The sequence below is a fragment of the Salinibacterium xinjiangense genome (genome assembly GCF_014645015.1).
GTDB classification, from domain to species: Bacteria; Actinomycetota; Actinomycetes; order Actinomycetales; family Microbacteriaceae; genus Rhodoglobus; species Rhodoglobus xinjiangensis.
This window is the reverse complement of the sequence record NZ_BMLC01000001.1, coordinates 840341-864289: the sequence shown is the minus strand read 5'-3', so window position 1 is coordinate 864289 and position 23949 is coordinate 840341. Positions and strand designations below refer to the sequence as shown.

The 23949-nt window shown below is 63.4% G+C and carries 23 protein-coding genes; 11 read left to right on the top strand and 12 right to left on the bottom strand.

Annotated elements, in window-relative coordinates; genetic code table 11:
- Positions 1–51: 51 nt before the first annotated feature.
- Positions 52–1317, top strand: a complete 1266-nt coding sequence (locus tag IEW81_RS04060; protein ID WP_097060331.1) for an aspartate kinase — start codon at positions 52–54, stop codon at positions 1315–1317.
- Between the two features lie 83 nt (positions 1318–1400).
- Positions 1401–2465, top strand: a complete 1065-nt coding sequence (locus IEW81_RS04055; protein ID WP_097060332.1) for an aspartate-semialdehyde dehydrogenase — start codon at positions 1401–1403, stop codon at positions 2463–2465.
- Positions 2466–2470: 5 nt separating this feature from the next.
- Here IEW81_RS04055 and purU read toward each other — a convergent pair whose 3' ends face one another.
- Together purU and IEW81_RS04045 are read right to left on the bottom strand one after the other, a co-directional pair.
- Positions 2471–3325 (bottom strand): formyltetrahydrofolate deformylase, encoded by an 855-nt coding sequence (purU, locus tag IEW81_RS04050; protein ID WP_097060333.1) that lies wholly within the window; start codon positions 3323–3325, stop codon positions 2471–2473.
- Entirely contained in the window at positions 3322–4521 is a 1200-nt protein-coding gene (locus tag IEW81_RS04045) for a low temperature requirement protein A (RefSeq protein ID WP_179691807.1), read from the bottom strand. Before IEW81_RS04045 ends, purU begins: the two co-directional genes overlap by 4 nt.
- Positions 4522–4694: 173 nt before the next feature.
- Between IEW81_RS04045 and IEW81_RS04040 the strand changes: the two genes are divergently transcribed.
- Positions 4695–5852 carry an MFS transporter gene (locus IEW81_RS04040; RefSeq protein ID WP_229671228.1) on the top strand — a complete coding sequence of 386 codons (1158 nt, stop codon included), beginning with the start codon at positions 4695–4697 and terminating at the stop codon, positions 5850–5852.
- Here IEW81_RS04040 and IEW81_RS04035 read toward each other — a convergent pair.
- Positions 5796–6704 (bottom strand): CPBP family intramembrane glutamic endopeptidase, encoded by a 909-nt coding sequence (locus tag IEW81_RS04035; protein WP_097060336.1) that lies wholly within the window; start codon positions 6702–6704, stop codon positions 5796–5798. The two genes, IEW81_RS04040 and IEW81_RS04035, sit on opposite strands and share 57 nt — an antisense overlap.
- Before the next feature lie 106 nt (positions 6705–6810).
- On the opposite strand from IEW81_RS04035, the gene IEW81_RS04030 reads away from it, so the two are divergent.
- Positions 6811–8193 carry an MFS transporter gene (locus tag IEW81_RS04030; RefSeq protein ID WP_097060422.1) on the top strand — a complete coding sequence of 461 codons (1383 nt, stop codon included), beginning with the start codon at positions 6811–6813 and terminating at the stop codon, positions 8191–8193.
- Between the two features lie 89 nt (positions 8194–8282).
- On the opposite strand, the gene IEW81_RS04025 is transcribed toward IEW81_RS04030, so the two are convergent.
- Positions 8283–8948: a cyclase family protein gene (locus tag IEW81_RS04025; protein ID WP_097060337.1), complete on the bottom strand. Its 666-nt coding sequence runs from the start codon at positions 8946–8948 to the stop codon at positions 8283–8285.
- An 84-nt stretch (positions 8949–9032) separates the two neighbouring features.
- Here IEW81_RS04025 and IEW81_RS04020 point away from each other — a divergent pair, with 84 nt between their 5' ends.
- The 3 genes from IEW81_RS04020 (at position 9033) to IEW81_RS04010 (ending at position 12413) form a co-directional block, all read left to right on the top strand.
- On the top strand, positions 9033–10610 hold the full coding sequence (locus IEW81_RS04020) for a purine-cytosine permease family protein (RefSeq protein ID WP_097060338.1): 1578 nt from the start codon (positions 9033–9035) through the stop codon (positions 10608–10610).
- Positions 10611–10944: 334 nt separating this feature from the next.
- Positions 10945–11337, top strand: a complete 393-nt coding sequence (locus IEW81_RS04015; RefSeq protein ID WP_097060339.1) for a nuclear transport factor 2 family protein — start codon at positions 10945–10947, stop codon at positions 11335–11337.
- A gap of 290 nt (positions 11338–11627) precedes the next feature.
- Positions 11628–12413: a glucosamine-6-phosphate deaminase gene (locus tag IEW81_RS04010; RefSeq protein WP_097060340.1), complete on the top strand. Its 786-nt coding sequence runs from the start codon at positions 11628–11630 to the stop codon at positions 12411–12413.
- A gap of 59 nt (positions 12414–12472) precedes the next feature.
- Here the strand turns inward: IEW81_RS04010 and IEW81_RS04005 are convergent, their stop codons facing one another.
- The 7 genes from IEW81_RS04005 to IEW81_RS03975 all read right to left on the bottom strand — a co-directional run bounded on the left by IEW81_RS04005 (position 12473) and on the right by IEW81_RS03975 (position 19011).
- The gene (locus IEW81_RS04005) at positions 12473–13219 is read right to left on the bottom strand and encodes a sugar isomerase domain-containing protein (RefSeq protein WP_097060341.1); all 747 of its coding nucleotides are present in this window, start codon (positions 13217–13219) and stop codon (positions 12473–12475) included.
- A complete protein-coding gene (locus IEW81_RS04000; RefSeq protein ID WP_097060342.1) occupies positions 13216–13965 on the bottom strand; it encodes a sugar isomerase domain-containing protein in 750 nt (249 codons plus the stop codon). The genes IEW81_RS04005 and IEW81_RS04000 overlap by 4 nt, the downstream gene beginning before the upstream one ends.
- Entirely contained in the window at positions 13962–14699 is a 738-nt protein-coding gene (locus tag IEW81_RS03995) for an N-acetylmannosamine-6-phosphate 2-epimerase (RefSeq protein ID WP_097060343.1), read from the bottom strand. Before IEW81_RS03995 ends, IEW81_RS04000 begins: the two co-directional genes overlap by 4 nt.
- Positions 14680–15726 (bottom strand): N-acetylglucosamine kinase, encoded by a 1047-nt coding sequence (locus tag IEW81_RS03990; RefSeq protein WP_097060344.1) that lies wholly within the window; start codon positions 15724–15726, stop codon positions 14680–14682. The genes IEW81_RS03995 and IEW81_RS03990 overlap by 20 nt, the downstream gene beginning before the upstream one ends.
- On the bottom strand, positions 15723–16607 hold the full coding sequence (locus IEW81_RS03985; RefSeq protein ID WP_097060345.1) for a carbohydrate ABC transporter permease: 885 nt from the start codon (positions 16605–16607) through the stop codon (positions 15723–15725). The genes IEW81_RS03990 and IEW81_RS03985 overlap by 4 nt, the downstream gene beginning before the upstream one ends.
- Complete coding sequence (locus tag IEW81_RS03980; protein ID WP_218839990.1) at positions 16604–17575, bottom strand: carbohydrate ABC transporter permease; 972 nt, start codon at positions 17573–17575, stop codon at positions 16604–16606. Before IEW81_RS03980 ends, IEW81_RS03985 begins: the two co-directional genes overlap by 4 nt.
- Before the next feature lie 122 nt (positions 17576–17697).
- Entirely contained in the window at positions 17698–19011 is a 1314-nt protein-coding gene (locus IEW81_RS03975) for an ABC transporter substrate-binding protein (RefSeq protein ID WP_097060347.1), read from the bottom strand.
- Between the two features lie 272 nt (positions 19012–19283).
- Between IEW81_RS03975 and IEW81_RS03970 the strand changes: the two genes are divergently transcribed.
- The gene (locus tag IEW81_RS03970; protein ID WP_179691809.1) at positions 19284–20060 is read left to right on the top strand and encodes a GntR family transcriptional regulator; all 777 of its coding nucleotides are present in this window, start codon (positions 19284–19286) and stop codon (positions 20058–20060) included.
- A 122-nt stretch (positions 20061–20182) separates the two neighbouring features.
- On the top strand, positions 20183–21010 hold the full coding sequence (locus IEW81_RS03965; RefSeq protein WP_097060349.1) for an acyltransferase domain-containing protein: 828 nt from the start codon (positions 20183–20185) through the stop codon (positions 21008–21010).
- 36 nt (positions 21011–21046) lie between these two features.
- Here IEW81_RS03965 and IEW81_RS03960 read toward each other — a convergent pair whose 3' ends face one another.
- A complete protein-coding gene (locus IEW81_RS03960) occupies positions 21047–22018 on the bottom strand; it encodes an aldo/keto reductase (protein ID WP_097060350.1) in 972 nt (323 codons plus the stop codon).
- Between the two features lie 221 nt (positions 22019–22239).
- On the opposite strand from IEW81_RS03960, the gene IEW81_RS03955 reads away from it, so the two are divergent.
- Both IEW81_RS03955 and IEW81_RS03950 read left to right on the top strand, forming a co-directional pair.
- Positions 22240–23514 (top strand): hypothetical protein, encoded by a 1275-nt coding sequence (locus IEW81_RS03955; RefSeq protein ID WP_097060351.1) that lies wholly within the window; start codon positions 22240–22242, stop codon positions 23512–23514.
- Positions 23515–23732: 218 nt separating this feature from the next.
- Positions 23733–23936 carry a hypothetical protein gene (locus IEW81_RS03950; RefSeq protein ID WP_097060352.1) on the top strand — a complete coding sequence of 68 codons (204 nt, stop codon included), beginning with the start codon at positions 23733–23735 and terminating at the stop codon, positions 23934–23936.
- Positions 23937–23949: the final 13 nt, after the last annotated feature.

The window sequence follows — 23949 nt, the reverse complement described above, 5'->3', positions numbered from 1 at the left end:
AATCGCCTTTCGGGCCATCTAACAGCCCATCCCTTTCCGCAGGAGAACCACGTGAGCCTCATCGTCCAGAAGTTCGGGGGCTCGTCGGTCGCCGATGCCGAGAGCATCAAGCGCGTAGCCAAGCGCATCGTCGAGGTGCGCAAGGCGGGCAACGAGGTCGTCGTCGTCGTGTCGGCGATGGGTGACACGACCGATGAACTGCTCGATCTCGCGAAAAAGGTGGTGCCATTCCCTTCCGGTCGCGAACTCGACATGCTCCTGACCGCCGGCGAGCGCATCTCGATGGCGCTTCTCGCCATGGCTATCCGCAGTCTCGGTGTCGAGGCTCGCAGCTACACGGGCAGCCAGGCTGGCATGGTGACGGATGCCCAGCACGGGTCGGCGCGCATTGTGGAGGTGTCACCCAAGCGCGTTCGCGAGGCTCTCGATGATGGAGCTGTGGCGATCGTCGCCGGCTTCCAGGGGTTCAATCGTGGCACCGGGGATATTACGACCCTCGGGCGCGGCGGATCTGACACGACGGCCGTGGCGCTCGCCGCCGCCCTTGGTGCCGACGTCTGCGAGATCTACACGGATGTCGATGGCATCTACACCGCGGACCCTCGAGTAGTGTCATCCGCCCGCAAGCTCGACAGGATCACGAGCGAAGAGATGCTCGAACTTGCAGCGACCGGCGCGAAAGTGCTGTACATACGCGCGGTGGAATATGCCCGCAGGCATGGTGTGACGTTGCACGTGCGTTCGTCGTTCAACAACAACGAGGGCACGCTCGTCGTGAACCCGATCGAAGGAGAAAACGTGGAAGAGCCGATCGTCACCGGAGTCGCCGCAGACCTCAGCGAGGCCAAGATCACGGTCGTCGGCGTGCCGGATACACCGGGAAAGGCCGCACAGATCTTCACCCTGATCGCGCGCACCAACGTCAATATCGACATGATCGTGCAGAACGTGTCATCTGCCAGCACCGGACTGACCGACATCTCGTTCACCTGCCCGAAGTCCGATGCGCACGCGGCGATGGAGGCCCTCACCGCCCAGAAGGCCGATATCGGCTTTGCGTCGCTGCAGCATGACGACCAGATCGCGAAACTCGCGGTCGTCGGCGCCGGCATGCGCACCAATGCCGGCGTCTCGGCCAAGCTCTTCACTGCCCTCTTCGAGGCTGGCATCAACATCGAGATGATCTCGACCAGTGAGATCAGGATCTCGGTGGTGACGCGCGCCGATACCGTCAACGACGCCGTCCGCGTGGTGCACACCGCGTTCGGTCTCGACGGTGAGGTCGAGGCCGTAGTGCATGGCGGCACCGGCCGCTAGAACCTCAGCACCGACGCCTCGCCGGCACCATCGCCACACCGGGCCGCAGCAACCTGCACATCGGGCATGCGAGAATTGTGCGCATGACCAATAGCATCCCCGTTCGTATCGGCGTCGTCGGCGCCACCGGCCAGGTCGGCGCCGTGGTGCGCCGCCTTCTCGTCGAGCGGGATGTGCCGATCGCCGAGATACGTTTTTTTGCGAGTGCTCGCAGCGCCGGCACGACCCTGGAATTCAGGGGCGAGCAGATCACGGTCGAGGATGCCTCCACCGCAGATCCGACGGGGCTCGACATCGCGATCTTCTCCGCCGGTGCCACGACGTCCCGCGCGCAAGCCCCCCGGTTTGCCGCTGCCGGCGTGACCGTGATTGACAACTCCTCGGCGTTCCGCATGGATCCCGATGTGCCGCTCGTTGTCAGCGAGGTCAACCCGCACGCGATCGCTGAGGCGCGCAACGGCATCATCGCCAACCCAAACTGCACCACCATGGCGGCCATGCCCGTGCTCAAGGTGCTCCACGCCGAGGCTGGTCTCCAGCGACTCATCGTGAGCACGTATCAGGCTGTCTCGGGTGCCGGCCTCGTCGGCGGCGAGGAGCTGTACGCGCAGGCGAAGGCCGCGATCGATCAGGATCCGCGCGGTCTCGTGCACGATGGATCCGCCATCGAATTCCCCGTCGCCACCACCTTCCCGAAGACGATCGCCTTCGACGTGATCCCTTTCGCAGGCAACCTCGTCGATGACGGCTCGTTCGAGACCGACGAGGAGAAGAAGCTGCGCAACGAGAGTCGCAAGATCCTCGAGCTGCCAGAACTCCTGGTCAGCGGCACCTGCGTGCGCGTTCCGGTGTTCACCGGTCATTCGCTGTCGATCAATGCCGAATTCGCCAATCCGCTGAGCGTGGCACGTGCGAAGCAGCTGCTGCAGGATGCCGCGGGCGTGGTGCTCACCGATGTCCCGACGCCACTCGAGGCCGCAGGCAAAGACCCGAGCTTCGTGGGACGAATCCGCCAGGACGAGGGCGTGCCGAATGGACGCGGGCTCGCACTGTTCATCAGCAACGACAACCTGCGCAAGGGTGCGGCGTTGAACGCCGTGCAGATCGCGGAGCTGGTCGCGGCGAAGCTGGGCGCGAGCGTTCTCTGAACCGACTAGCGGAAGATGATCGTCCGCGCGCCGTCAAGCAGCACCCGGTGCTCGGCGAACCATTTCACGGCCTGCGTGAGGGTGCGCGATTCTTCATCCTGGCCGATGGCGACCAGTTCGCTCGCATCGCGTGAGTGATCGACCCGTACCACGTTCTGCTCGATGATCGGCCCTTCGTCGAGGTCGCTCGTCACAAAGTGAGCCGTCGCCCCGATGAGCTTCACGCCGCGGGCGTGCGCCTGCTTATAGGGGTTCGCGCCCTTGAAGCCGGGCAGGAACGAGTGGTGGATGTTGATGGCCCGACCGTTGAGAGCCGCGCAGAGCTCGGGGGAGAGGATCTGCATGTAGCGCGCGAGCACGACGAGCTCGATGTCGTGTTCCTCGACGACCTCGAGCACTCGTTGCTCGAACGCGAGCTTCTGGCCGGGACTCGTGACGGGGTGCGCCTCGAAGGGCACGTCGTAGAACGCGGCGAGGCTGCCGAGGTCGGAATGATTGCTCATGACCAGCGGAAGATCCATCGCGAGCTGCCCGGCACGCTCGCGGTAGAGCAGGTCGTTGAGGCAGTGGCCGGCTTTCGAGACGAGCACGAGGGTACGAAGCGGGCGCCCGACGATGTCGAGCTGCGAGATCATCCTGTACCGGTCTGTCACCGGCGCCAGTGCCGCCTCGAAGGTGCTGCGGGATGCCGCGGATTCGACCTGCAGTCGCATGAAGAAGCGCCCCGTGTCTGCGCTTGAAAACTGCTGGGATTCGGTGATGTTGCCGTCGGCTTCGACGATCGCGCCGCTCACGGCCTTGACGATGCCGGGCTTGTCGTCGCAGACGAGAGTCAGGATCCAGTGGGTGGTTGCGGTCACGGTGCAAGGTTAGCGCCGACGGCGGGGCTTCTGCGGTGCGCCACCTCCTCGCCGATCACGACGGCCAGGATGACCGCGTTCGCGAGCCAGCTGGCAATGAGCGGGGTGAGGCTGCCCAGTGCTGTGGTCAGGAGGAAGAGGAGGATCAACACCAGGATGCCGATGATGTTCGACTTCAGCCAGCGGTAGCCGACCGAATGTTTGAACAGCAGGTTACCGAGGATGTAGAGGGCAGGGCCGCCGAAGACGACAGCGGCCGTCGAAGGGTCGAGTGGGTCGTCGGGGTGCGCGAGCACGAGCTCGTCGCCCACCGCCACCAGCACGATCCCGGCCACGATCACCAGGTGCAGGTAGGTGTAAGCATTGGCTGCGAGCCGCCCCGACTCCCTGGCCTTCTCGAAGAACTTCTGCGCCACACCTGCCGTGTTGTTGAAGTAGATGAGCCAGAGCAGAAGGGTTCCCACGAGGGTGGCAAACAGGGCGAAGGCGCTCGCGGGGTTCATCCAGTCGCCCCGGAAGGTGAAGCCCATGACCAGCACCGATTCGCCGAGCGCGATGATCACGAACAGCTGTGCACGCTCGGAGATGTGGTGGCCGGAGACCGCCCAGCTCTCGACCGGGGAGCGCCCTATCACGGGAAGCCAGTACCGCACGGCGGGCCCGAAGTAGTTGAGGGCGATGGCGGCGAGCCACCACCAGACGCGCTGCTGGGGGTCTGCCACTGCACCGATGATCCAGAGCGGCGACGAGATGGCGACCCAGATGGATGCCCGCACCAGGTTCATCGCCAGCTCGCGGCTCTCGCGCCACGCGGCCACGATGATGAACGCCCCCCGCAGCACGTGCATGCCGAGGTACCCGACCACGAACACGACGCCGAGGTCTTCGAAGGCCCCGAGGATCGAGGTGCTCATGACCAGCCCGAGCCCCATCGCAACGAACAGCACAAGGCGCACGGGCCACTTGTCCGGGTTGAACCAGTTGGTGGTCCAGACGATGTGATCCCAGAACCACCAGACCGCCAGCAGAAGCACGAACGCCTCCAGCAGCCCCGTGAGGTCGAGATGCTTCAGCAGGAACACCGACAGCTGGGTCGCGGCGAAGACGAAGACGAGGTCGAACAGCAGCTCCACCGGCGACGGTTCGTAACGGCCGTTCTTCTCCTCACGAAGCAGGCCGCCGCGCCGTCCGCCCATGAGTTCGTCTCCTTCGCTCGGCCCCATCCTCAGAATATGGCAAGTAGGCTGGCGGAGACGGCGCATGGCCCGCGTCGTCCCGCGGGCGGCGAACGCACCACTTCCACCGAACGGATTCCGCCTTAATGGGCGCGCCACGATCTACCACGTCAACCACTTTTCCCTGGGCGGGCTTGCTTACCCTCTCCGCACTGATCTTCACGTCGGTGACCAGCGAGTTCCTTCCGACCGGCTTGCTTCCGGATATCGCCGCAGAGCTCAGGGTCTCCGAATCCCAGGTCGGCCTGCTCGTCACGGTTTTCGCCGGCACCGTCGTGCTGAGCGCCGCGCCGCTCAGCGTGCTCACGCGTCGCTACTCCCGCAAGTCCCTCGTCATCGTGGTGCTCATGGTCTTCGCCATCGCGAACGTGCTCGCGGCGCTCGCTCCCACCTACGAGATGCTCGTGGGCGCTCGCGTGATCGGCGGGCTCGCGCACGGCCTGTTCTGGGCCGTGGTCGGCGCCTATTCGGCGCACCTCGTGCCCAAGCACCAGCTCGGTCGCGCGATCGCCATCACCGGCGGCGGGGGAACCGCTGCGTTCGTGCTCGGCGTGCCCCTCGGCACCGCCATCGGCCATGCGGTCGGCTGGAGGCTCGCGTTCGCCATCATCGCGGCGATTATCGTCATCCTGACTCTCGTCACGGCGAAGCTCCTGCCCGCGGTGTCACATGGCGTGGTGCTGTCGACGGGGGAGATCCCGATTCCTATGCGCAAAGACCGCACGGTGCCGGCGGTCATCGCGGTCGGCCTGATCCTGATCCTGGTGGCGCTGGGGCACAACCTCTTCTACACGTACATCGCGCCGTACCTGATCGGCCCGGTCGGGATCGATTCCGGATCCATCGCCGGAGTGCTGTTGCTCTATGGGGTCGCTGGCGCTCTCGGCCTCGTTCTCGCCGGAACCCTCGGCGACAGGTTTCCGCAGTCGACGCTGATCGGCTCTGTGGCACTCGTGATGGTGGCCGTGCTGGTCATCGGCACCTTCGCCTCGATTACTCCTGTCGCGCTCGTGGCGATCTTCGTGTGGGGCATGGCGTTCGGCGCGTTGCCGTCGCTCATGCAGGCGCGCATGATGCACACGGCATCACTGCGGGTACGGGATGCCGCTGCCGCCTACTTCACGACCTCGTTCAACGTGGCAATCGGTGGTGGTGCGCTGCTGGGTGGTGTGCTGCTCGATGGGTGGGGCATCGGTGTACTGCCCTTCGTGGATGTCACGATCACCGTCGTCGGTCTAGCGATGATCATCGTGGTCGCCGTGTGGCTGCGGCGGGGCCGGCCCGTCGGCTGAGGTAGCGGCGGCAGGCGCGGCCTCGGGTGCGGCAGCTGCAGCCGGAGGGGTACGCGGCGTGGCCGGCGGGGTGCGCGGCACGGCCGGCAGCCACGGGTGCAGGCGGCCATCCACTTTGTGCACGCCCATGACGGCGACCGGGATGAGCACGAGCGAGCGCAGGTCGATGAGCACGTGCAGCACGATGGGCGCGACGATGCTGCCCGAGACCACGTAGAGCGCCATCATGGCGATGCCGACGATGGTGGTGCCGATGATGCCGGCGGCGCCCTGGTAGAGGTGCAGCGCGCCGAACAGCAGCACGGAGACGGCGACCGCGGCGATCGCGCTGCCGCTCGCGCCGAACACGAGGGCGGGGATGGCGAGGCGGAACGCGAGCTCTTCCACGATTCCGGCGTTGATCGACAGCAGCGCGCCGAGCCGCACCTCCTGCCGGTTGCGGGGCAGCAGTGCCGCGATATCGCCCACAGCCGCGATGCCATCGTCGTCATGTCGCGCCGCGCGGATGCCAATCCAGGTGAGCACGATGACGATCACGGCGATAACCGCAGGAATCCAGAGATTGCTCCGGATGCCGCTGACCCAGCTTCCGCCCTGCAGCTCAGCCAGTAGCGGGCCGACGTACGACCCGGCGAGCAGCAGCAGCACGACCGAGAGCCCGCCGAACGTCAGGAACGATTCCCGCAACCATCGTCGAAACGTCGCCTGCCGTTTCACGGTGCCGCGATACCGTTTGAAGCGCTGGTATTCGCGGCGGTCTTTGCGGATCGTGCGCAGCGTGAGCAGCACGAGCATGGCCACGAGCGCGATCCACAGCAGTGGCCGGGTGGCGGCCCAGTTCGGGTCGAGCATCCCGTCATGCTGTCACGGGAATGTGTGAGCTTCCCCCAGACTTGCCCTCACAGTGACCTCCGACGTTGGCTTCCGCTCTGAGCGAGGCCCCATCCTCATTTCGCTGATGGTGACGACCGGGCTCGTGGCGATCGACGCGACGGTTCTTGCCACCGCGATCCCGACGATCGTTAACGACCTGGGCGATTTCGCGTTGTTTCCGTGGCTGTTCAGCGTCTACCTGCTGGCACAGGCGGTGACCGTGCCGATCTACGCGAAGCTGTCCGACGTGGTGGGGCGCAAGCCGATCATCCTGATCGGTGTCGGCCTGTTTCTGCTGGGGTCGATCCTGTGCGGTTTCGCGTGGAGCATGCCTGCCCTGATCGCGTTCCGGGCAGTGCAGGGTCTCGGTGCCGGAGCTGTGCAGCCGATGGCGATCACGATCGTGGGCGACATCTATTCGCTGACCGAGCGCGCCAAAGTGCAGGGGTACCTCGCCAGTGTGTGGGGTATCTCATCGGTGGTCGGCCCGCTGCTGGGCGGCATCTTCTCGCAGCTCGATGCCTGGCGCGGGGTGTTCTTCATCAACATCCCGCTGTGCATTATTGCCGGGTGGATGCTCGTCAGGTCGTTCCACGAGAAAGTGGAGCCGCGCCGCCACACGGTCGACTACCTCGGAGCGGTGCTGTTGACCATTTCACTGACCCTCATCATCCTGGCGGTGCTCCAGGGCGGGCAGGCCTGGGCGTGGAATTCCCCCCAGTCGATCGGCGCGTTCGCGATCGGTGGGACGGTGCTCGTGGCGTTCGTCTTCGCAGAGAGGCGGGCGGCCGAACCGATCCTGCCGCTGTGGGTTTTCTCGCGGCGGCTGCTGCTCACGACCACGCTCGTGGGTCTCGGGGTCGGTGCGATCCTGATCGGCCTCACCTCATATGTGCCCACCTACCTCGAAGGCTCGGTGGGTGCCCCGCCATTGGTCGCCGGCCTCGCCCTCGGCGCGCTCACGGTCGGCTGGCCCATCGCCGCGGCCCTCTGTGGGCGGTTGTACCTTCGCATCGGGTTCAAGAACACCGGGCTCATCGGCATCAGCTTCGTGGTGCTCGGCACCTTAACGATCGCGATCTTCGGCACAGCCCCCTCGATCGCGATCGTAGCGATCGGCTGCTTCATCGTCGGCCTCGGCATGGGTTTTGTTGCGGTGCCGACCCTGATCGCTGCCCAGGCCAGCGTCGGATGGGACGAGCGTGGAGTCGTCACCGGCGCCAACCTGTTTGCCCGCTCCATCGGCAGCGCGATCGGCGTCGCGATCTTCGGCGCGATAGCCAACTCGATCTTCGGGGAGAAGGATGCCGCATCCCTCTCAGCTGCGACCATCACAGCCGGTTCGGCTGCGGTGTTCATCGCGGTGCTGGTGGTCGCGGTGGTGACCGTGATCGCGACCGTGGCGATGCCGCGCACGCCGGTACTCGGTCAGCAGCGTGAGCCCGCGTCGGGCGACATACCCAGCTGAGGTTCGGATCGCGGCCGAAGCCACACCGCACGACCGCACCGCACGACCGCATGCACTCTCGATGAGCGTGCTCCACCATCGGGGCGATGCTATTCGAGGTGCATCGCAACCGCGCGTACTGGTGCGCCGTCTGCTCCTTCGATGGCGATGGGTAGCAACGAGATGAAGGGGTCTTCAAAGGTGATGGCGGCCAGATTCGTGAGGTTCTCGCAGATGACGCCCACCGCGTCAGCGATGAGGTGGTGCACAGGAAAGCCCTCACCCGGGTGCATCGAGTCGGGGGTTTCATCGATGTTCAGTGCGTCGATGCCGAAGGCCCGAACCCCGAGGGCCAGCAGCCGCCGACAGGCTTCGGCGTCGAGGAAGGGATTCTCGAAGTATCGTGCGGTTCCGTAATGCCTGCTCCATCCGGTATGTAGAAGTACGATGCAGCCGGGGTGGATCCTGGCGGCTACCGGCTCTATATGTCGCCAGGTGATTCGCCCTCGGGCTCCCAGATCAGTCGCATCGACGATCACTCCCGTGCCGACAAAATTCGCGAGCGGCACCTCGTCGAGCTTCGCGGCATCATCCTGGAAGTGGAATGGTGCGTCGACATGGGTGCCGGTCTGAGAGCCCATCTGCACCGACAGCAGGTTGAATCCATCCTTCGCCACGGTGCTGTGCACCTCGAATTTTGGAGCAGGATCGCCTGGATAAGTTTGAGTGTCGTTCCCGACGGTCACTGACAGGTCAACGATGCGGACTATTCTCATACGATAATTATGTTGCCCACAGGTAACATTCGCCATAATATGCACACAATCGCTTTTCCTTTGAGTGTGCCCGAAAGGCTCCCCATGACCACAACGAACGCCACCGGCAAAGACGCTGCGGCGACTACCCTCAACCCTCGACCGAAGGTGACGGAGGTCGAGGTCCATGGCATCGAGACCATTCCGGATGCCGATCGCACGTCGAAACCATTCGACCTGTTCCGAATCCAGTTCGGTGGTGCAAACACCTTCGCGACCGTTCTTCTCGGCACCTTCTCCATCGCGCTGGGGCTGTCTTTCTGGCAGGCTGTCGCTGCCACCGTCACAGGCGTCGTCATCGGAGCACTCTTCCTCATGCCGATGGGCCTCTTTGGGCCAAAAACAGGGACGAACAACGCCGTATCGTCCGGGGCCCATTTTGGCGTCAGGGGTCGGGTGGTCGGGTCATTCCTCTCACTGCTCACTGCCATCGCGTTCTACTCGATCTCGGTGTGGGTCAGCGGCGACGCGATAGTGGGGGCCCTCACTCGACTCGTCGGTATTCCTGATTCCGCTGTGCTCAGGACCGTTATCTACGCGATCATCGGGGCGATCGTCGTCGTGGTGGTGGTCTACGGCTATCAGTTCATGCTCCTGGTGAACAAGACAGCCGTGATCGCGAACACGGCGATGTTTCTGCTGGCGATCGTCGCTTTCGCGGGAGTCTTCGACCCGTCATACAACCCCGGCCCCGAGCAGTACGCCCTGGGGTCCTTTTGGCCGACCTTCATCCTGGCGACTCTCATCGTCATGAGCAATCCGATCTCCTTCGGCGCCTTCCTCGGTGACTGGTCGCGCTACATTCCCAAGAACACGCCAACACGGCAGCTGCTCGGCGCCACTCTGCTCGGACAACTCGCCACCCTGGTTCCCTTCCTGTTCGGCGTTGTGACCGCGACGATCGTTGCTGGGCAGACTGACTACGTCGTCGCCCTGATCCAGGCCTCGCCGCTGTGGTACGCGGTCGTACTCATCGTCGTGGCCTTCATCGGCGGCCTGTCGACCGGCACGACCTCGCTCTACGGAACCGGTCTCGACTTCTCATCGGTGTTCCCCCGCTTCAGCCGGGTGCAGGCGACGCTGGCGATCGGGGCTGTCGCATTTGTCTTCATCCTGGTCGGCCGACTTGTCTTCGACCTGCTCGGCGCGGTCAACGCCTTCGTCGGGGCCATCATCGTGACGACGCTGCCGTGGATGATCATCATGACCATCGGGTACTTTGTGCATCGCGGGCATTACGACGCTCGTGAGCTACAGGTTTTCAACCGCGGTGAAACCGGCGGGAAGTACTGGTTCGCGGCGGGGTTCAATTGGCGTGGGCTTGTCGCCTGGATCGTCGCGGCGGTGGTCGGCCTGCTTTTCGCGAACTATCCACCGGTGGTGATCGGTCCGTTCGCGAACGCGGCAGGCGGCATCGATCTCAGCCTGATTGCGGCGATCGTTACGGCGATCGTGCTGTACCTCGCCGCCCTGCTGGTGTTTCCGGAGCCGTCATACACCTTTGGCCCGAAGGGGCCACGGCTGGTGGGCTCTCGCGACAGCGTTGCCCAGAAGATTGTTATGGACCACGGTTCGGAAGCAGCGCGTGCCGCCGTCCGCCGACAGATAAGGGACCATGGCTGAGCCGACCCCCGTCTGACCACGGATTGACCACGGGGTCAGGCGGGGAAGACGCGGACAGGTAGCTGCCTCTCTCGGGCCCGGGCATGCCGGTGCGGCAATGTTCGCGCACCTTTCTGACCTCGACGAGGTACTCGGGTTGGTCGAGGCAGCCACTACCCCGCTTCTCGACACCGGGGATACCTGTTTCGGTGCTGAGTTCACGCACGGCACGCCGTTTCGATGGGCGTGGCGACCGCCCATGTAATGTACGAGATCATCTCGACGATGAGCCCTATCCGCGGGGCGAAGCGCGACCGCACCCGCCCACTGGCCGGCTATGCAAGGGAGAAATAACATGACAGAGCAACTCGAACGACAGGTGGCGGCCGCCGCTGCCGCGATCGTCACCGCCTTCGGATCGCATGACTCCGAGGCGTACTTCGCGGGCTTCGCTGATGACGCGTCGTTCGTTTTTTACACCACTTCCGAGCGACTGGAATCTAGAGAAGCCTATGAGCGACTGTGGCGTGAATGGGAGCAGTCGGCGGGGTTCAGGGTGATCGGGTGTTCCTCGAGCAATGGGCGCGTGCAGGTCTACGGCGATGTGGGCGTTTTCGTCCACGACGTCGAGACGACCCTCCAGATGGATGGCGAACAGTCGACCGTCAGTGAACGTGAGACCATCGTGTTCCACCACCGCGCGGGCGCGTGGCTGGCCGTGCACGAGCACCTTTCGCCGCAGCCCTGAGACGTGCGGTAGTCGGCCGCTGGTGCGACGCCATACATGCGGTTTCTCAGCGTGTGACGATGGGCGCCGAGCTCCGAGGCCGCCGCGTTGTGAACCAGCAGTCGGCGCAGCTTTTGCCAGCAAGCCAGGCCGGCTGATCGGCGTCGCCATCGTCGCTGCCGCCCCCACCATGGCGGTGCCGCGCAGGCCAATGGAGCCTCCGGCCGCAGAGTTGAAAACTGGTACGGACCATTGACCCGAGATGGATAAACTGGTCCCACTATCTGGGTTCAATGAGCGGAGATTACTGAATGGCTGAAGTAGTTATCGTCGCGAACGAGCAGGCAGCCGGCGAACTTGTGGCCCGTGCCATCCGGAATCTGATCGTGTCGAAGCCCGATGCCGTGCTGGGGCTCGCGACCGGCTCGACCCCGCTGCACACCTACCGTGCCCTCGCCCGGCTGCTCCGGGAGGATTCCATCGATGTGTCGCGGGTGCGCGGATTTGCGCTTGACGAGTATGTCGGGTTGCCTGCGGGGCATCCGGAGAGCTATCGGACGGTGATAACCCGCGATGTTGTGGAGCCGCTGCACCTGACTCCCGCGAACGTTCGGGTTCCGAACGGCGCCGTCGACACGATCGAGACGGCCGGGCCTGACTACGAGCGTGAGATCACCGAGGCCGGTGGAGTCGACCTGCAGATTCTCGGCATCGGGCGTACGGGCCACATCGGTTTCAACGAACCAGGGTCATCCTTCGGGTCATTGACGCGCATGAAAACCCTCACTGAAAAGACGCGGGCCGACAACGCGCGATTCTTCGACACCCCCGACGAGGTGCCGATGCACTGCATCACCCAGGGCCTCGGCACGATCGGACGTGCACGCCACCTCGTGCTGCTCGCCTTCGGCAGCGCCAAGGCGGGCGCCATCGCTGCCGCCGTCGAGGGCCCGATGACGGCGAGCCAGCCGGCGTCGTCGATCCAGATGCACCCGCATGTGACCGTCGTGATCGACGAGGCTGCGGCGGCAGGGCTGGCGAATGTGGCGTACTACCGGCATGCTTTCGCCCATAAGTACGCCTGGCAGGGAATCTAGCCGCTGATCGGCAGTTGCGTGCGGGTGAACCTCCAGACCCGTGTTCACGATGCGATGCGCTACAGGTAATCGAGTCGATCCCGGTAGATCTTTGTCCAATGCTCGTTCCACGCGGCGGAGTCATCGAGATTGGCACTCGCGAAGACCGGGGGAGTGACCCCACGCTGGATAAGCTGCATGGCGGTTTCGACCATGAGGCCGTGCAGGATTGCGGCGCCGATGCTGGAGGACGTCGGACCAACCGGTGGAACTCCGTTTTCCAGGGGGATCGCCGCGTCGCCCACCGCCCCCGGGAGATCAATCACAATGTCAGCCACTTCGAACAGGCGGGGCACCCCGCGCCCGTCGACGGCTGATGAGTAGGTCACGCTCGTGAGCGCGATCACGGTAGCCCCTCGTTGCTGGGCAAGCAGGCACATCTCCACCGGTACCGGGTTTCGACCGGACACCGACACGACGAGGAGCAGGTCACCCTTGCCGAGGGGAACGTTCTCCAGGAAACCCTGCGCTACTCCAGGGGTTTGCTCCAGGGCGCTCGTGGAGGTGACCGGAGTGATGTTGAGCATAAGCGCGGCTGGCAGGATCGGCTGGATGGGGACGAGGCCACCTGCCCGGTAAAACTGATCCTGAACCAGCAGCCCGGCGTGGCTTGCACCGAACGCGTAAAGAATCCCTCCGTCCGCGATCCGATCCGCGATCAGCCCTGCAGCAGCCGTCACGGCAGAGGTGATGCCATCGTCGAGAGAAGCGTCGAGCAGTGACTTGACGACCGCGATGTAACGCTCGTAACCCGCAGGCCTCGTCACTGGCCCGACGCTCGATACCGCGCGCGTGCTGCTGCGTACTGCTCGCCGCCACCGGGCAGGTTGTAGCTTGTGTAAATTGTCGGGACCGTCCCCGCTGCGAGACTCTTTTCGATAATTCCCACCGTGACCGCCCACATCAAAGCGGCACCGGCGAGACCAGACCAGGCCGCAACCTGCGCCTGCGCCCCATCAAGCGTGAGGGCGGCGTCACCATACGGCACTCGATTGTCGAGTACGACGTCAGCAAGCTCGAAGAGTCGCTTGTCCGACGAATGATTGCTCACGAGTTCTTTCGAGAAGTCAACACCGGTGACCGCCACCACGCTGACTCCGCGTACGCGAGCCTGTAGGGCGAGCTCGATAAGCAGGGCGTTCGTGCCTGACACTGAGCTCAGGATAAGAGGATCACCCGGTTGAATCGTCCCCTGTTCGAACAGCCATTCCACCAGCAGGCTGGCGGAGCGTTCCCCTGAGGAATCGAGCGGGTTGCGCTCTGCTGCTATCCACTCATTCCCTCGAGCCACCGTGGCCCCGAATGACAGGGCAGTGTATGCCGCAAGGCCACCCGTCCGGTCGATGAATTCGTGGCTGATCAGGTGGCCCGTGTCATAGACGTGAATGGGGCGCCTGGCTATGATCGCCGCCGAGCCGAGCGCGGCAGCCTCGTCGATCGAGCCGGCTTGACTGACCGCGAGATCGTCGAGGCGCGTGTGAACATCCGAGAAGTAATCCGCGACCGCGCTCATGCCTGCACCAACGTGTGCTGCGCTTCGCGAGCGGCTGCCACGAAACGACGCGTGATGAGCTCGGGCACGGTGATTGCCGAACCGATGATGACGGCAAAGGCTCCGCCCAGGAAGCAATCAGCGACATGCTCGGTTGTCCAGATTCGACCCTCGACGATGACAGGAACCGGAAGATCATGAATGGCATCGAGGAGCGGAAAAGCGGGCCCATGCTTATCGACGTCTGATGTGTAATCGGTGTAGCCGGAGAGGGTCGTCGCCACAATGTCGGCCCCGGCATCGACCGCGAATCGGGCCTCCGCAGGCGTGGAGATATCCGCCATCACCGGAACTCCGATGGCGTGCAGTGCCGAAATGATCTGGGCGAGGGTCTCGCCATGGGGTCGTTGGCGGTCTGTGCCATCGAGTGCGACGACGGTTGCCCCTGCTTCAACCACCTCCATCGCGTCGGCCGTAGTGGAGGTGATTCGAACGTCATACCCCTCGCGATCGACCTTGTTGATTCCGAGGATAGGGAGTGCACTCAATGCCCGTACGGCAGCAACATTCGCGGGCCCATCGACTCGGAAAGCCCGCGCACCTCCCAGTTCAGCGCTCCGTGCGAGGGCTGCGATTATCGACGGCTGGTTGAGTGGGCTCTCCGGCCCCGCCTGACATGATGCGATGACGGCACCCTTCAGTGTCTCCACAATGGCATTGCGTAGCCGCTGCGATTCATCTGGGTTGTTGTACATCTGCAATCTCCTTTGGTTGATCAGGCGCCGCGATGGGCGTCTTGGCGGTGAGGACTGGGAGTGAACGAACCTGATCTGTCACGTGGGCCATCAGCCCAGAACCGACCGGGTTGCCGACTTCGGCCAGGGCGAGGTAGTAAGCGCCGATGACCGGTGGAACGGCTGGTGCGATCATCCGGAATCCGGGCGCACTTTCGGCAAGATGCTCGGTGACTCGGCTGACGACCCAGCCGCCAGGATTCAGTACCCCACCACAGGCGACGATCACACGTTCGTCTGGTGTGAGAAAGGGGGCTGCGGCGACTGTCGCCAGCACCAGCTTTGCCAGATGTCTCGCCGCACTGTCGAGAATGCCAGCGGCGACGCCGTCGCCGGCCTCGGCGATCCGCACCACCGTCGTAGTGAGCGCGGCGATGGCAGTTCGGTCGAGCCGTTGACCGGTAACGATGTTGTAGACCTCGCGCAGGTCCTGTTGACCCAGGATTCCCGGCAGGGTGCGCGTGAGGACCGTCGGTGCGCCCGTTCCGTCGATGTCGCGTGCCGCCGCCTTCAGCGCCTCCATGGCGATCCAGAATCCGCCACCCTCATCGCCGAGCATCCACCCCCAGCCGCCCCGGATGATGTGCTCGCCGGTACGAGTCTTCGCGAGCGCGACGGTGCCGGTGCCGGAGATGAGGCCGACCCCGCCTCCGCCCCCCGTGCCGCTGGCCAGCGCGGCAAAAATATCGTTCTCCAACGTGATGTAGCGCTCAGCCGCGACCAACTCACGAACCACGCGGTCCGCGATGCCGGCGGATCCCGTCATCGCGAGGCAACACACCGCCACCGTCCCGTGGCCCTGCGCATCGCTCATGGCCTCGCTGATCGCGGAGGAAAGACCCTGCCGCACGAAACGTTCGGCATCGGGCTCTTCATGATGGCGAATGGGTCCGCCCCGACCGACACCGAGGATTGTGCCGTCGGCATGTGCCACCACGGCGACGGTTCCCGATTGCCCGCCGTCGACGGACAGAAACAGCTCGCTCATCCCTTCACCGCTCCCGCCATCACGCCGCGAATGATGTTCTTCTGAAACATGAGGTAGACGATGATGATCGGAAGCGTCGTGATGGTCGTCGCGGCCATCATGAGCCCGTACTGGCTGAAATAGCTTCCCTGGAAGCTGAGAAGCCCGACCTGGAGCGGCAGCAGTGCCTGGTTGCTGAAGACGACCGAGGCAAGCACATACTCGTTCCACACGCCGAGAACGGTGAGGATCACCACGGTTGCAACCGCGGGGCGCGCGAGCGGGAACGCGATCATGGTGAAGACCTGCAGTCGCGATGCGCCGTCGATGAATGCGGCTTCTTCCAGCTCCTTCGGTATTTGCTCGAAGAACGCCCGAAGGATGAACATCGCGACCGGGAGGCTTCCATTGATCATCGGGAGGATGTAGCCGAGCTGGGTGTCGAGTAACCCCATGTTCGCGAGAACCAGGTAAAGCGGTATGAACGCTCCCGGAATGGGGATGAACAGGAAGACCAGGAACGCCCCGTACAGCACCCGTTTGCCCGGGAACTGCATCCGAGCGAATGCATAGGCAGATAGCGAGGCGAAGAGGACCGTTCCCCCCACGACCGACACCGTGTAGAGAACGCTGTTGAAGAAGTAATCGCTGAATGACGATTGGTCCCAGGCCCGCACATAGTTGCCCCACTGTGGGTTTTCAGGGATGAGGTGCACCCCTCCATAGATCTCAGCATTGGTCTGCAGCGACGCTGAGATCATCCAGACGAGGGGAAGGATGGATGCCAGGCCCCAGGCGATCAAGCCGAGGTGAAGGAAGACTCGCGGCACCGTGAGCCTCTTGGCCGCTCGTCGCGTCGGCCTCGACACGGGAAGACTGGACTTGGTGGACAAGAGTGTCATGATTGCTCGTCTCGGGATCGGCGGGTCAGATACAGCGAGATCATCGACACCCCGAACAGCATCATTCCGAAGATGATGGACAATGCCGACGCGTAGCCAAAGTCCGGGGTTCCTCCGAAAGCCGCCCGATAGATATGAAGAATCGGAACCTCGGTTGCGTAACCTGGCCCACCGCCGGTCATAGCGATGACGAGGTTGAAGGTCTGCATCGCGCCAAGGAAGGTCAGCACGCTGACGATGCCGATAACCGGGCGAAGCAGCGGGATCGTGATCGTGCGGAAGATCTGCGAGCCGCTGGCCCCATCCATTTTGGCGGCCTCATAAATCTCGCCGGAGATGCCCTGCAGGCCGGCCAGGAAAAGCAGGAACGGGTAACCAACGCCCTGCCAGATCGACACGAGCGAAATCGCCCACAGCGCCGTAGCGGGATTGCCGAGCCACGGTTGCGCCAGCTCGCCAAGGCCGATGCTCTCCAGGGTCGAGTTGATCACACCGTTATTGGGTTCGTAGAGCCACTTCCAGATTGTTGCAACGACGATGCCCGACAGGATCGGCGGGATATAGAAGACGGTCCGGTAGATCGTCTGCCCGACGAGCTTCCGATCGACTGCGATAGCGAGCAAGAGCCCCAGGCCCTGCATGAGGACGAGCGCGACCACGGCGAGGATGAGGCCATTCCAGATCGAACCCCACCAAATGCCATCCCGGAAGGCCGCGAAGTAGTTGTCCAGGCCGACGCCATTGAACGTCCTGGACAACCCGTCCCAGTCGGTGAAACTCAGCTCGACCGTGCGCGCGAACGGGTAGACGCTGAAAACCGAAAAGAGCGCAAGCGTCGGAAGAATGAAGAGGTAGGCCGTGATCATCTCGGCGCGCCGACGGCGGCTGAATCGCCTCGGCCCGGGCAATTGTCCGGATCGCTTGGCGATGCCGGCGGCTAGTGGCGCCGAGACCTGTGTCTCAACCAAGGATATTCTCTGGGCTTTCGCCAGTACGCGTGCGCTGTTCACCGCGCCTCCTTTCATGGGGCGGGTGCGCTCATTCTCTTCGCGAGATGAGCGCACCCGCTGTTCACCAGCGAACTAACCGATCACTGAGGCTGGCCGGTTTCCAGCGCCAACTGCATTCTTGCCGCGACGGCGGCCGGAGTGTCAGTTCCCGCGATTATGAGCTGGAGTCCCTTCGCCATCGTCGTGATGACCGGCGCTTGCATCACCTCTGTTGTGGGCGCGATGAGCTTGTCGGCTCCCTCCGCAAATGCGGCGATGTTTTCATCGAGAGCAAGCTCGGTGGCCACTTCGCGATTGGCGGGGATATTGAAGCTGGACTCGGCATATTTTTTCTGCTGCGGAGCATCTGTCAGCCACTCGAGAAAAGCGGCAGCTTCATCCACATGGGGTGAGGATCCGACGACGAATGCCGTGGAGCCGACGCCTCCGGGAATTCGCAGTTCTTCGTCACCCAGGCTCGGCGGGAGGAACACTCCGTAGTTCGTGAAGTCAGGGTTCGTTTGGTTGAACACACCCAGCGCCCACGAGCCGTCGAAGATCATGCCAGCCTGGCCCGATGCAAACAGGGTCTCAGCGGCAGGCATGTCGTATCCCACAATTCCGTCAGCGAAGACGCCCGCGGCCGCGAGTGTCTCGAAGATGCCGAGGAATTCGGTCCATTCCTTGGTGTCATAGCGACCCTCTCCCGCGTATGCGGCGCTCCGAGTTTCCGGTGAGATTGCGTTGTCGATGTACATCGACGCCATCGATTCGAGGGGCCACGATGAGAACCCAGAAATGAAGGGCTGAGCGCCGATGGCGCGCAGCTTTTCGGAGGCATCGACAAATTCATTCAGTGTGGTCGGCAGCTTTGATATGCCCGCCTGGTCGAAGAGATCCTTGTTGTAGAGAAACTGCATGTTGTTGGTATCGAACGGAACGAGGTAGGCGCCAGGGTCTACCTTCCACGGGTTGTCGGGTGCGTAGGAGACCCCCGCTACCGTCGCTGGTTCGAATCGATCAAACCAGTCCTGCCCACCATCCAGTGCTGACAGGTTCTGCACTTGGCCTTCGTTTGCGTACACCGCGAGCACCTCACCTGCTGGCTCCCAGGACGCCGCGATATCGGGGAGCTTGTCAGCCTGGGCTGCTGCCTGGAACTTTTGCCCCATCGCGTCACCCGGAACGAGCTCGAGCTTGACCTCGACGCCCGTTTCCTCCTGGTATTCGGTGGCGAGGCTCTGTAGGACCTCGGCCCGGTCCGTCCAGTAGTGCCAGAACGTGATGCTTGTCGTCGGCGCTTCGCCGGTTCCGCTGGAACAGCCGGTCACTGCGAGTGCGAGAGCGAGAATGCCCGTCGTGGCCGCCGCAAACCTTCTGCGACGCACCGTGGCGATTGAAGTGGCCATTGCCATGAACTCCTCCTTGAGCGTGGGTTGGAAAGTGCGGGATCACGGGATCTGGCACGATGCTGTCAGACCCGGTATACGTGATAGAAGGTCTAGACCTCTGAATGCAATTTGACTGTACTGCCCGCTTCGAAGCGTTGTCAAGTAACAAAGACGCCCATTATCGCGGCCGTCTCATGGCCCGCCCGCGCCCACGCCGGAATTTCGACTGTTCCAGTGGTACTGTGCCAAAGCAGTGCGCGGGCGTCGCCCGTCGCCATCACAGAGAGCATGGAACGATGAGCCATCCGAAGGACAGCAGTCGGACTGGAATTCTTGTCGAGCTTCCCGGCTCGGTCACACTTGATCCGGACAAGGCAAAGCACGAGCAGGTGCGCAGCCGGCTGATTGAGGTCATCATGACAATGAAGACCGGTGACCGGCTGTCACCCGAACGCGAACTCGCTGCACAATTCGGCGTGAGCCGAATGACGCTGAGGCAGGCCATCTCGAGCCTGGCGACCTCTGGCTATGTTTCTCGCCTTCAGGGTGCTGGCACCTTTGTCGCCGACCGCACCATCTCGAAGAACACCGAACTCACGGGCTTTTCTGAGGATATGAGCGCGCGCGGTTTCAGTGCCTCATCCCGCCTGCTCAAGGTCAGCCACCGGCCGGCCGGCGCTGCCCTGGGTCACGAACTCGTGCTCAGCCCTGCCGACATGGTGTACCACATCGAACGAGTCCGGATGGCCGATGGCATCCCGATGTGCCTGGAGTCGATCGACATTCCCGCACACCTCGCCCCCGGACTCGACCAACAGCCCCTGGACCAATCGCTGTACGAGATTCTCGCCACGACCTACGGCATCAAGCTCTTCGAGGCCGATCAGGTCATCACGCCAACGGTTGTCGACCAGGAGCAGGCCGGACTCCTTCACGTCCCCGTCCACAGCCCGGCTCTCATTGTCAAAAGGCTTGCCTACGATAAAAAGCGACGCCCGATAGAACGCGCAGAATCGATCTACCGAGGCGACCGGTACGACATTCGTCTTACCGTGAAACGCGGCGCTGCCTAATCCACCATGACTATTGAGTGAACGTCCAGCCCGTCATGAGCGCGCGGTGAGCGTTCCGTGACATGCGGGCTGTGTGATTCGAGAGGAACTGCACGGTGAAGAATCCGGACCGCGCCAGGCCCATGGCCCAGGATGAGCTTTTCGATGTGCTTGCCATCGCCGAAGAAGACCGCATCGGATGCGCACGATTGCTTGCTGGCGCCGTCGATCAGGCGGCCGTGGCCGAAGTGACAGCGTGGCTGACCGCAAGACTCGGCAGCTTCAGGGAGGAACCGCCCGACGCGATCACCACGGACCCGATGGCCTGGCTCACCGCATATCTGCAGTTGACGCCAATGATCGTCGACTTTCACCGCCATTTGGGGGTCTCAGCGAGCGTGACCCGCGCCACCCTGGCAGACGTCGGCCGCAACCTTGCGCTGCATCGTCGCGCGCATGCGGAGTTCGGTCTTGAGACCTGGGATTGGATGATCGCGCATTACACCGGGATGATGTTTGCGCTCGGTCGGCTCAACTTCATGGTGCATCCAGCGAAGGAGACGATCGAGGGTGCGATGGCGCCGGGTGAATGGGTGCCGGGTATTCACATTCCCGAATTCGGCCCGCTGACTGCCGAGGCGGTCGACGCGAGCCTGGCGCAGGCCAAAGAATTTTTCCCTAGGCACTTTCCAGATAAGCCCATAGCGACCGTGGCGTGCGTTTCCTGGCTGCTGGATCCGTATCTTCTTGAGCATCTGGCCGGGACCAATATTGCCTCCTTCGCCCGTCGGTTTACGCCCATCGGGCAGCCTTACGATGATGCGACCTCGGCCCTGTTCTTCCTCTTCCGCACTCGGGACCTCGATGAGCTGCCCGCCCTGCCGCGAGACACCACGCTGCGGCGGTTGGTGCTGGACCGGGCCGAAAAAGGTGAACCCTGGCAGATTGGTTCCGGCTACCTGCGACTCTGAGTGGAGTTGCGCGCCGGGTAGCTCGATTCACCGGCTCTACCAGGCGTAGTCCTCCGGGGCTGGCTTGTGACCGGGGAAGATGTCGTCGAGGCGACCGAGAACATCCGCATCGAGAGTGACACCCAGCGCGCGGACAGCGGCATCCAGCTGGCTCGCTGTCCGCGGCCCGATGATCGGAGCCGTGACCGCCGGCTGATGAAGCAGCCAGGCAAGGCCGATCTCTCCCGGCTCGTGCCCGAGTTCGGTGGCGAGGTTCTCGTACTGCTCGATGGCATCGCGATGCTTCGCGAGCCGACGGACGACCCCATCGGTGAGGCGTCGTTTGCCGTCGCGCTGCTTACCCAGTACGCCACCGAGGAGGCCACCCGCCAGGGGGGACCACGGCACAATTCCGATGCCGTGGTCCAGCGCAGCCGGAATCACCTCGAGCTCGATGGTTCGTGCCAGCAGGTTGTAGACGGACTGTTCGCTGATGAGTCCGCCGAAATTACGCCGCCGGGCCTCCGCCTGGGCAGTGGCAATGTGCCATCCGGCAAAGTTGCTGCTCCCCGCGTAGATGACCTTGCCCTGGGCGACTGCCGTCTCCATCGCCTGCCAGATTTCGTCCCACGGTGTCGCTCGATCCACGTGATGAAACTGGTACACGTCGATGTAGTCGGTCTTCAACCGTGTCAAGCTCGCATCGAGAGCCTTGCGGATGTTCAGCGCCGAGAGCCTGGCATCGTTAGGCCAATCAGACATATCCCCGTACACCTTGGTGGCGAGTACCGTGCGCTCCCGACGTTGCCCTCCCTGGGTGAACCAATTACCGATGATCTTCTCAGTCGCCCCCGGGCCGAGGCTGCCGCCGTAGGAGTTGGCGGTGTCGAAATAATTCATTCCGTGGTCATGCGCCGAGTCCATGATCGCGTGAGAGTCTGACTCTGTTGTTTCGTCGCCGAAATTCATCGTGCCGAGGCACAGGCGTGAGACTGTGAGGCCGGAACGGCCGAGGTGGGTGTACTCCATAACTCCATAATGCCCGGCGCGGGGAACGCGTGCAATCGCAGTTTATCTAGACCAATTCTGTAGAAGAACCGAATCTATACCGAATGTTCGTCGGGTCAAGGAGCTTCCTTGACTTAATGGTCTGTACCACAATAGCTTGACTGGTGACCGTGGCTTTGTGCCTCGCTTGAGTTCCAGTTCGACATCACTGACCACGAAATCATTGACAAAGGAGACAACTGATGGACTTCACATCTCGCTCGTATCGGCGTTGGGGCGGTGCGGCTGTGGCCGTCACGATACTTGCCGGAGCGACGTTAGTCCCGGCATCGGCGAATGCAGCAGTGCCGGCCAGCTGGGTTGACGAACAGGTTAATTTTGTTCTCGGCGAGCAGCTGGCGAGCGGGGCGATCACCAGCTTCGACACCAGAATAACCCCGTACTTCGCGAACATCGCCGCCCTGGGGCTCATCGAGGCGAACACCGCAGCGTCGCGATCCGGGGCACTCAAATGGATGCGGTGGTATCTCGATCACCTCAACACGGCCGCGCCCAATGTGCCCGCCAACAGCGTGTTCGATTACACCTATGACGCGGCCACCGGTGTCGAAACACCGACCGGTGATTTCGACTCCGTCGACAGCTACGCATCGACGACGTTGAACCTGGCGTTCGAAGCATATTCCAGCGGTGATCCCGCGCTCCAGAGCTTCGTCAGCGCAAACATCGGAAAGTACGAGGCGATTGCCAACATCCTGAACTTTGGCGCACCGATCGGGGTGCGGATCGAAACCGGTCTCGACGCTGGTCTCACCATCGCCAAGCCGAGCTATGCGGTCGCGTACACGATGGACAACGTCGAGGTGTATTCGGGTCTCGCCGACTTCGCGCAGTTGCAGACAGCGCTCGGTCGTAGCGCAGAAGCCTCGTACTACGCCTCGTGGGCCACCCTGACCAGGGACGCCATCCTGGCGAAGCTATGGAACCCCACGAAAAACAATTGGGACTGGGCCTTCGCAAACGAGAGCAACATCAACGTGTTCTACGCCCAGGCAACGGCGCAACTCTGGCCGATCCTGTACGGGGTTGTGTCGCCGAGCGATCCGAAGGCCATCTCGGCATGGAGTCAGTTCTCCGCCGCCTACCCGACCTGGTTCCAGGGCGGGATACCGGATGGATATCCCTGGGTCTCGGTCAGCCGTGTCGCACAGTTGATGGGGGACACGGCCAATGCCGAGGCCTATCTCACCGACGTGCACTCCCGCTACGCCCCGGGATTCACGCTGCCAAGCTCCTGCAGCGTCGCCGTGTGCGGCCAGTGGTACAACAACGAGGCGGGTTGGTTCATGCTCGCCGGTATTGCGGCCACCGCGCCGACCGCACCGGCTGGTTCAAAGAGTCAGTCGCGGCTGTGCCGTGCCGGGGTCTTCCCGTCGCCGCACGCCGGTGGTGCGCGGGCGACTGATCGCCCGGGGACCCAGACGGGTCTGGACCGCGCTCGAGAGCGAGCCTGCTAGAAAAGCGAGCGCGCTAGAAAGAGGAGGGCGGCCCCCAATGGGCCGCCCTCCTTTATCCGTTGCCACATTCGCAATGCGGCGCACGCGGGCGGGGCGCGGGCCTGAGGAGAAGCGGTCTACCCGCGGATTGGCGCCACCCCGACTGGGGATCGTGCAGGTTCAGCCCGGCCGTTACCGTGAAGAAGGCCTCGGTCGGGGGCGCGATAACGGGAGATCACATGCTGCAATTGTCGATGGTGGATCGATTGCTCCTGTTCGGCATGCCGATCGTCGCCGCGATCGTCGTCGCGTTGGTGTTCGTGCTCATCGCGCGCACCCGGTTCGACCCGCCACCGAGCTCAGCAGCAAGGCTGCGCATGAATGACGACGGCACACTAAGCGAGGCCGTTGAGCAGGATCGCGGGCACGCGCTCGCTGCGTAGCCCGGGGCGGCTG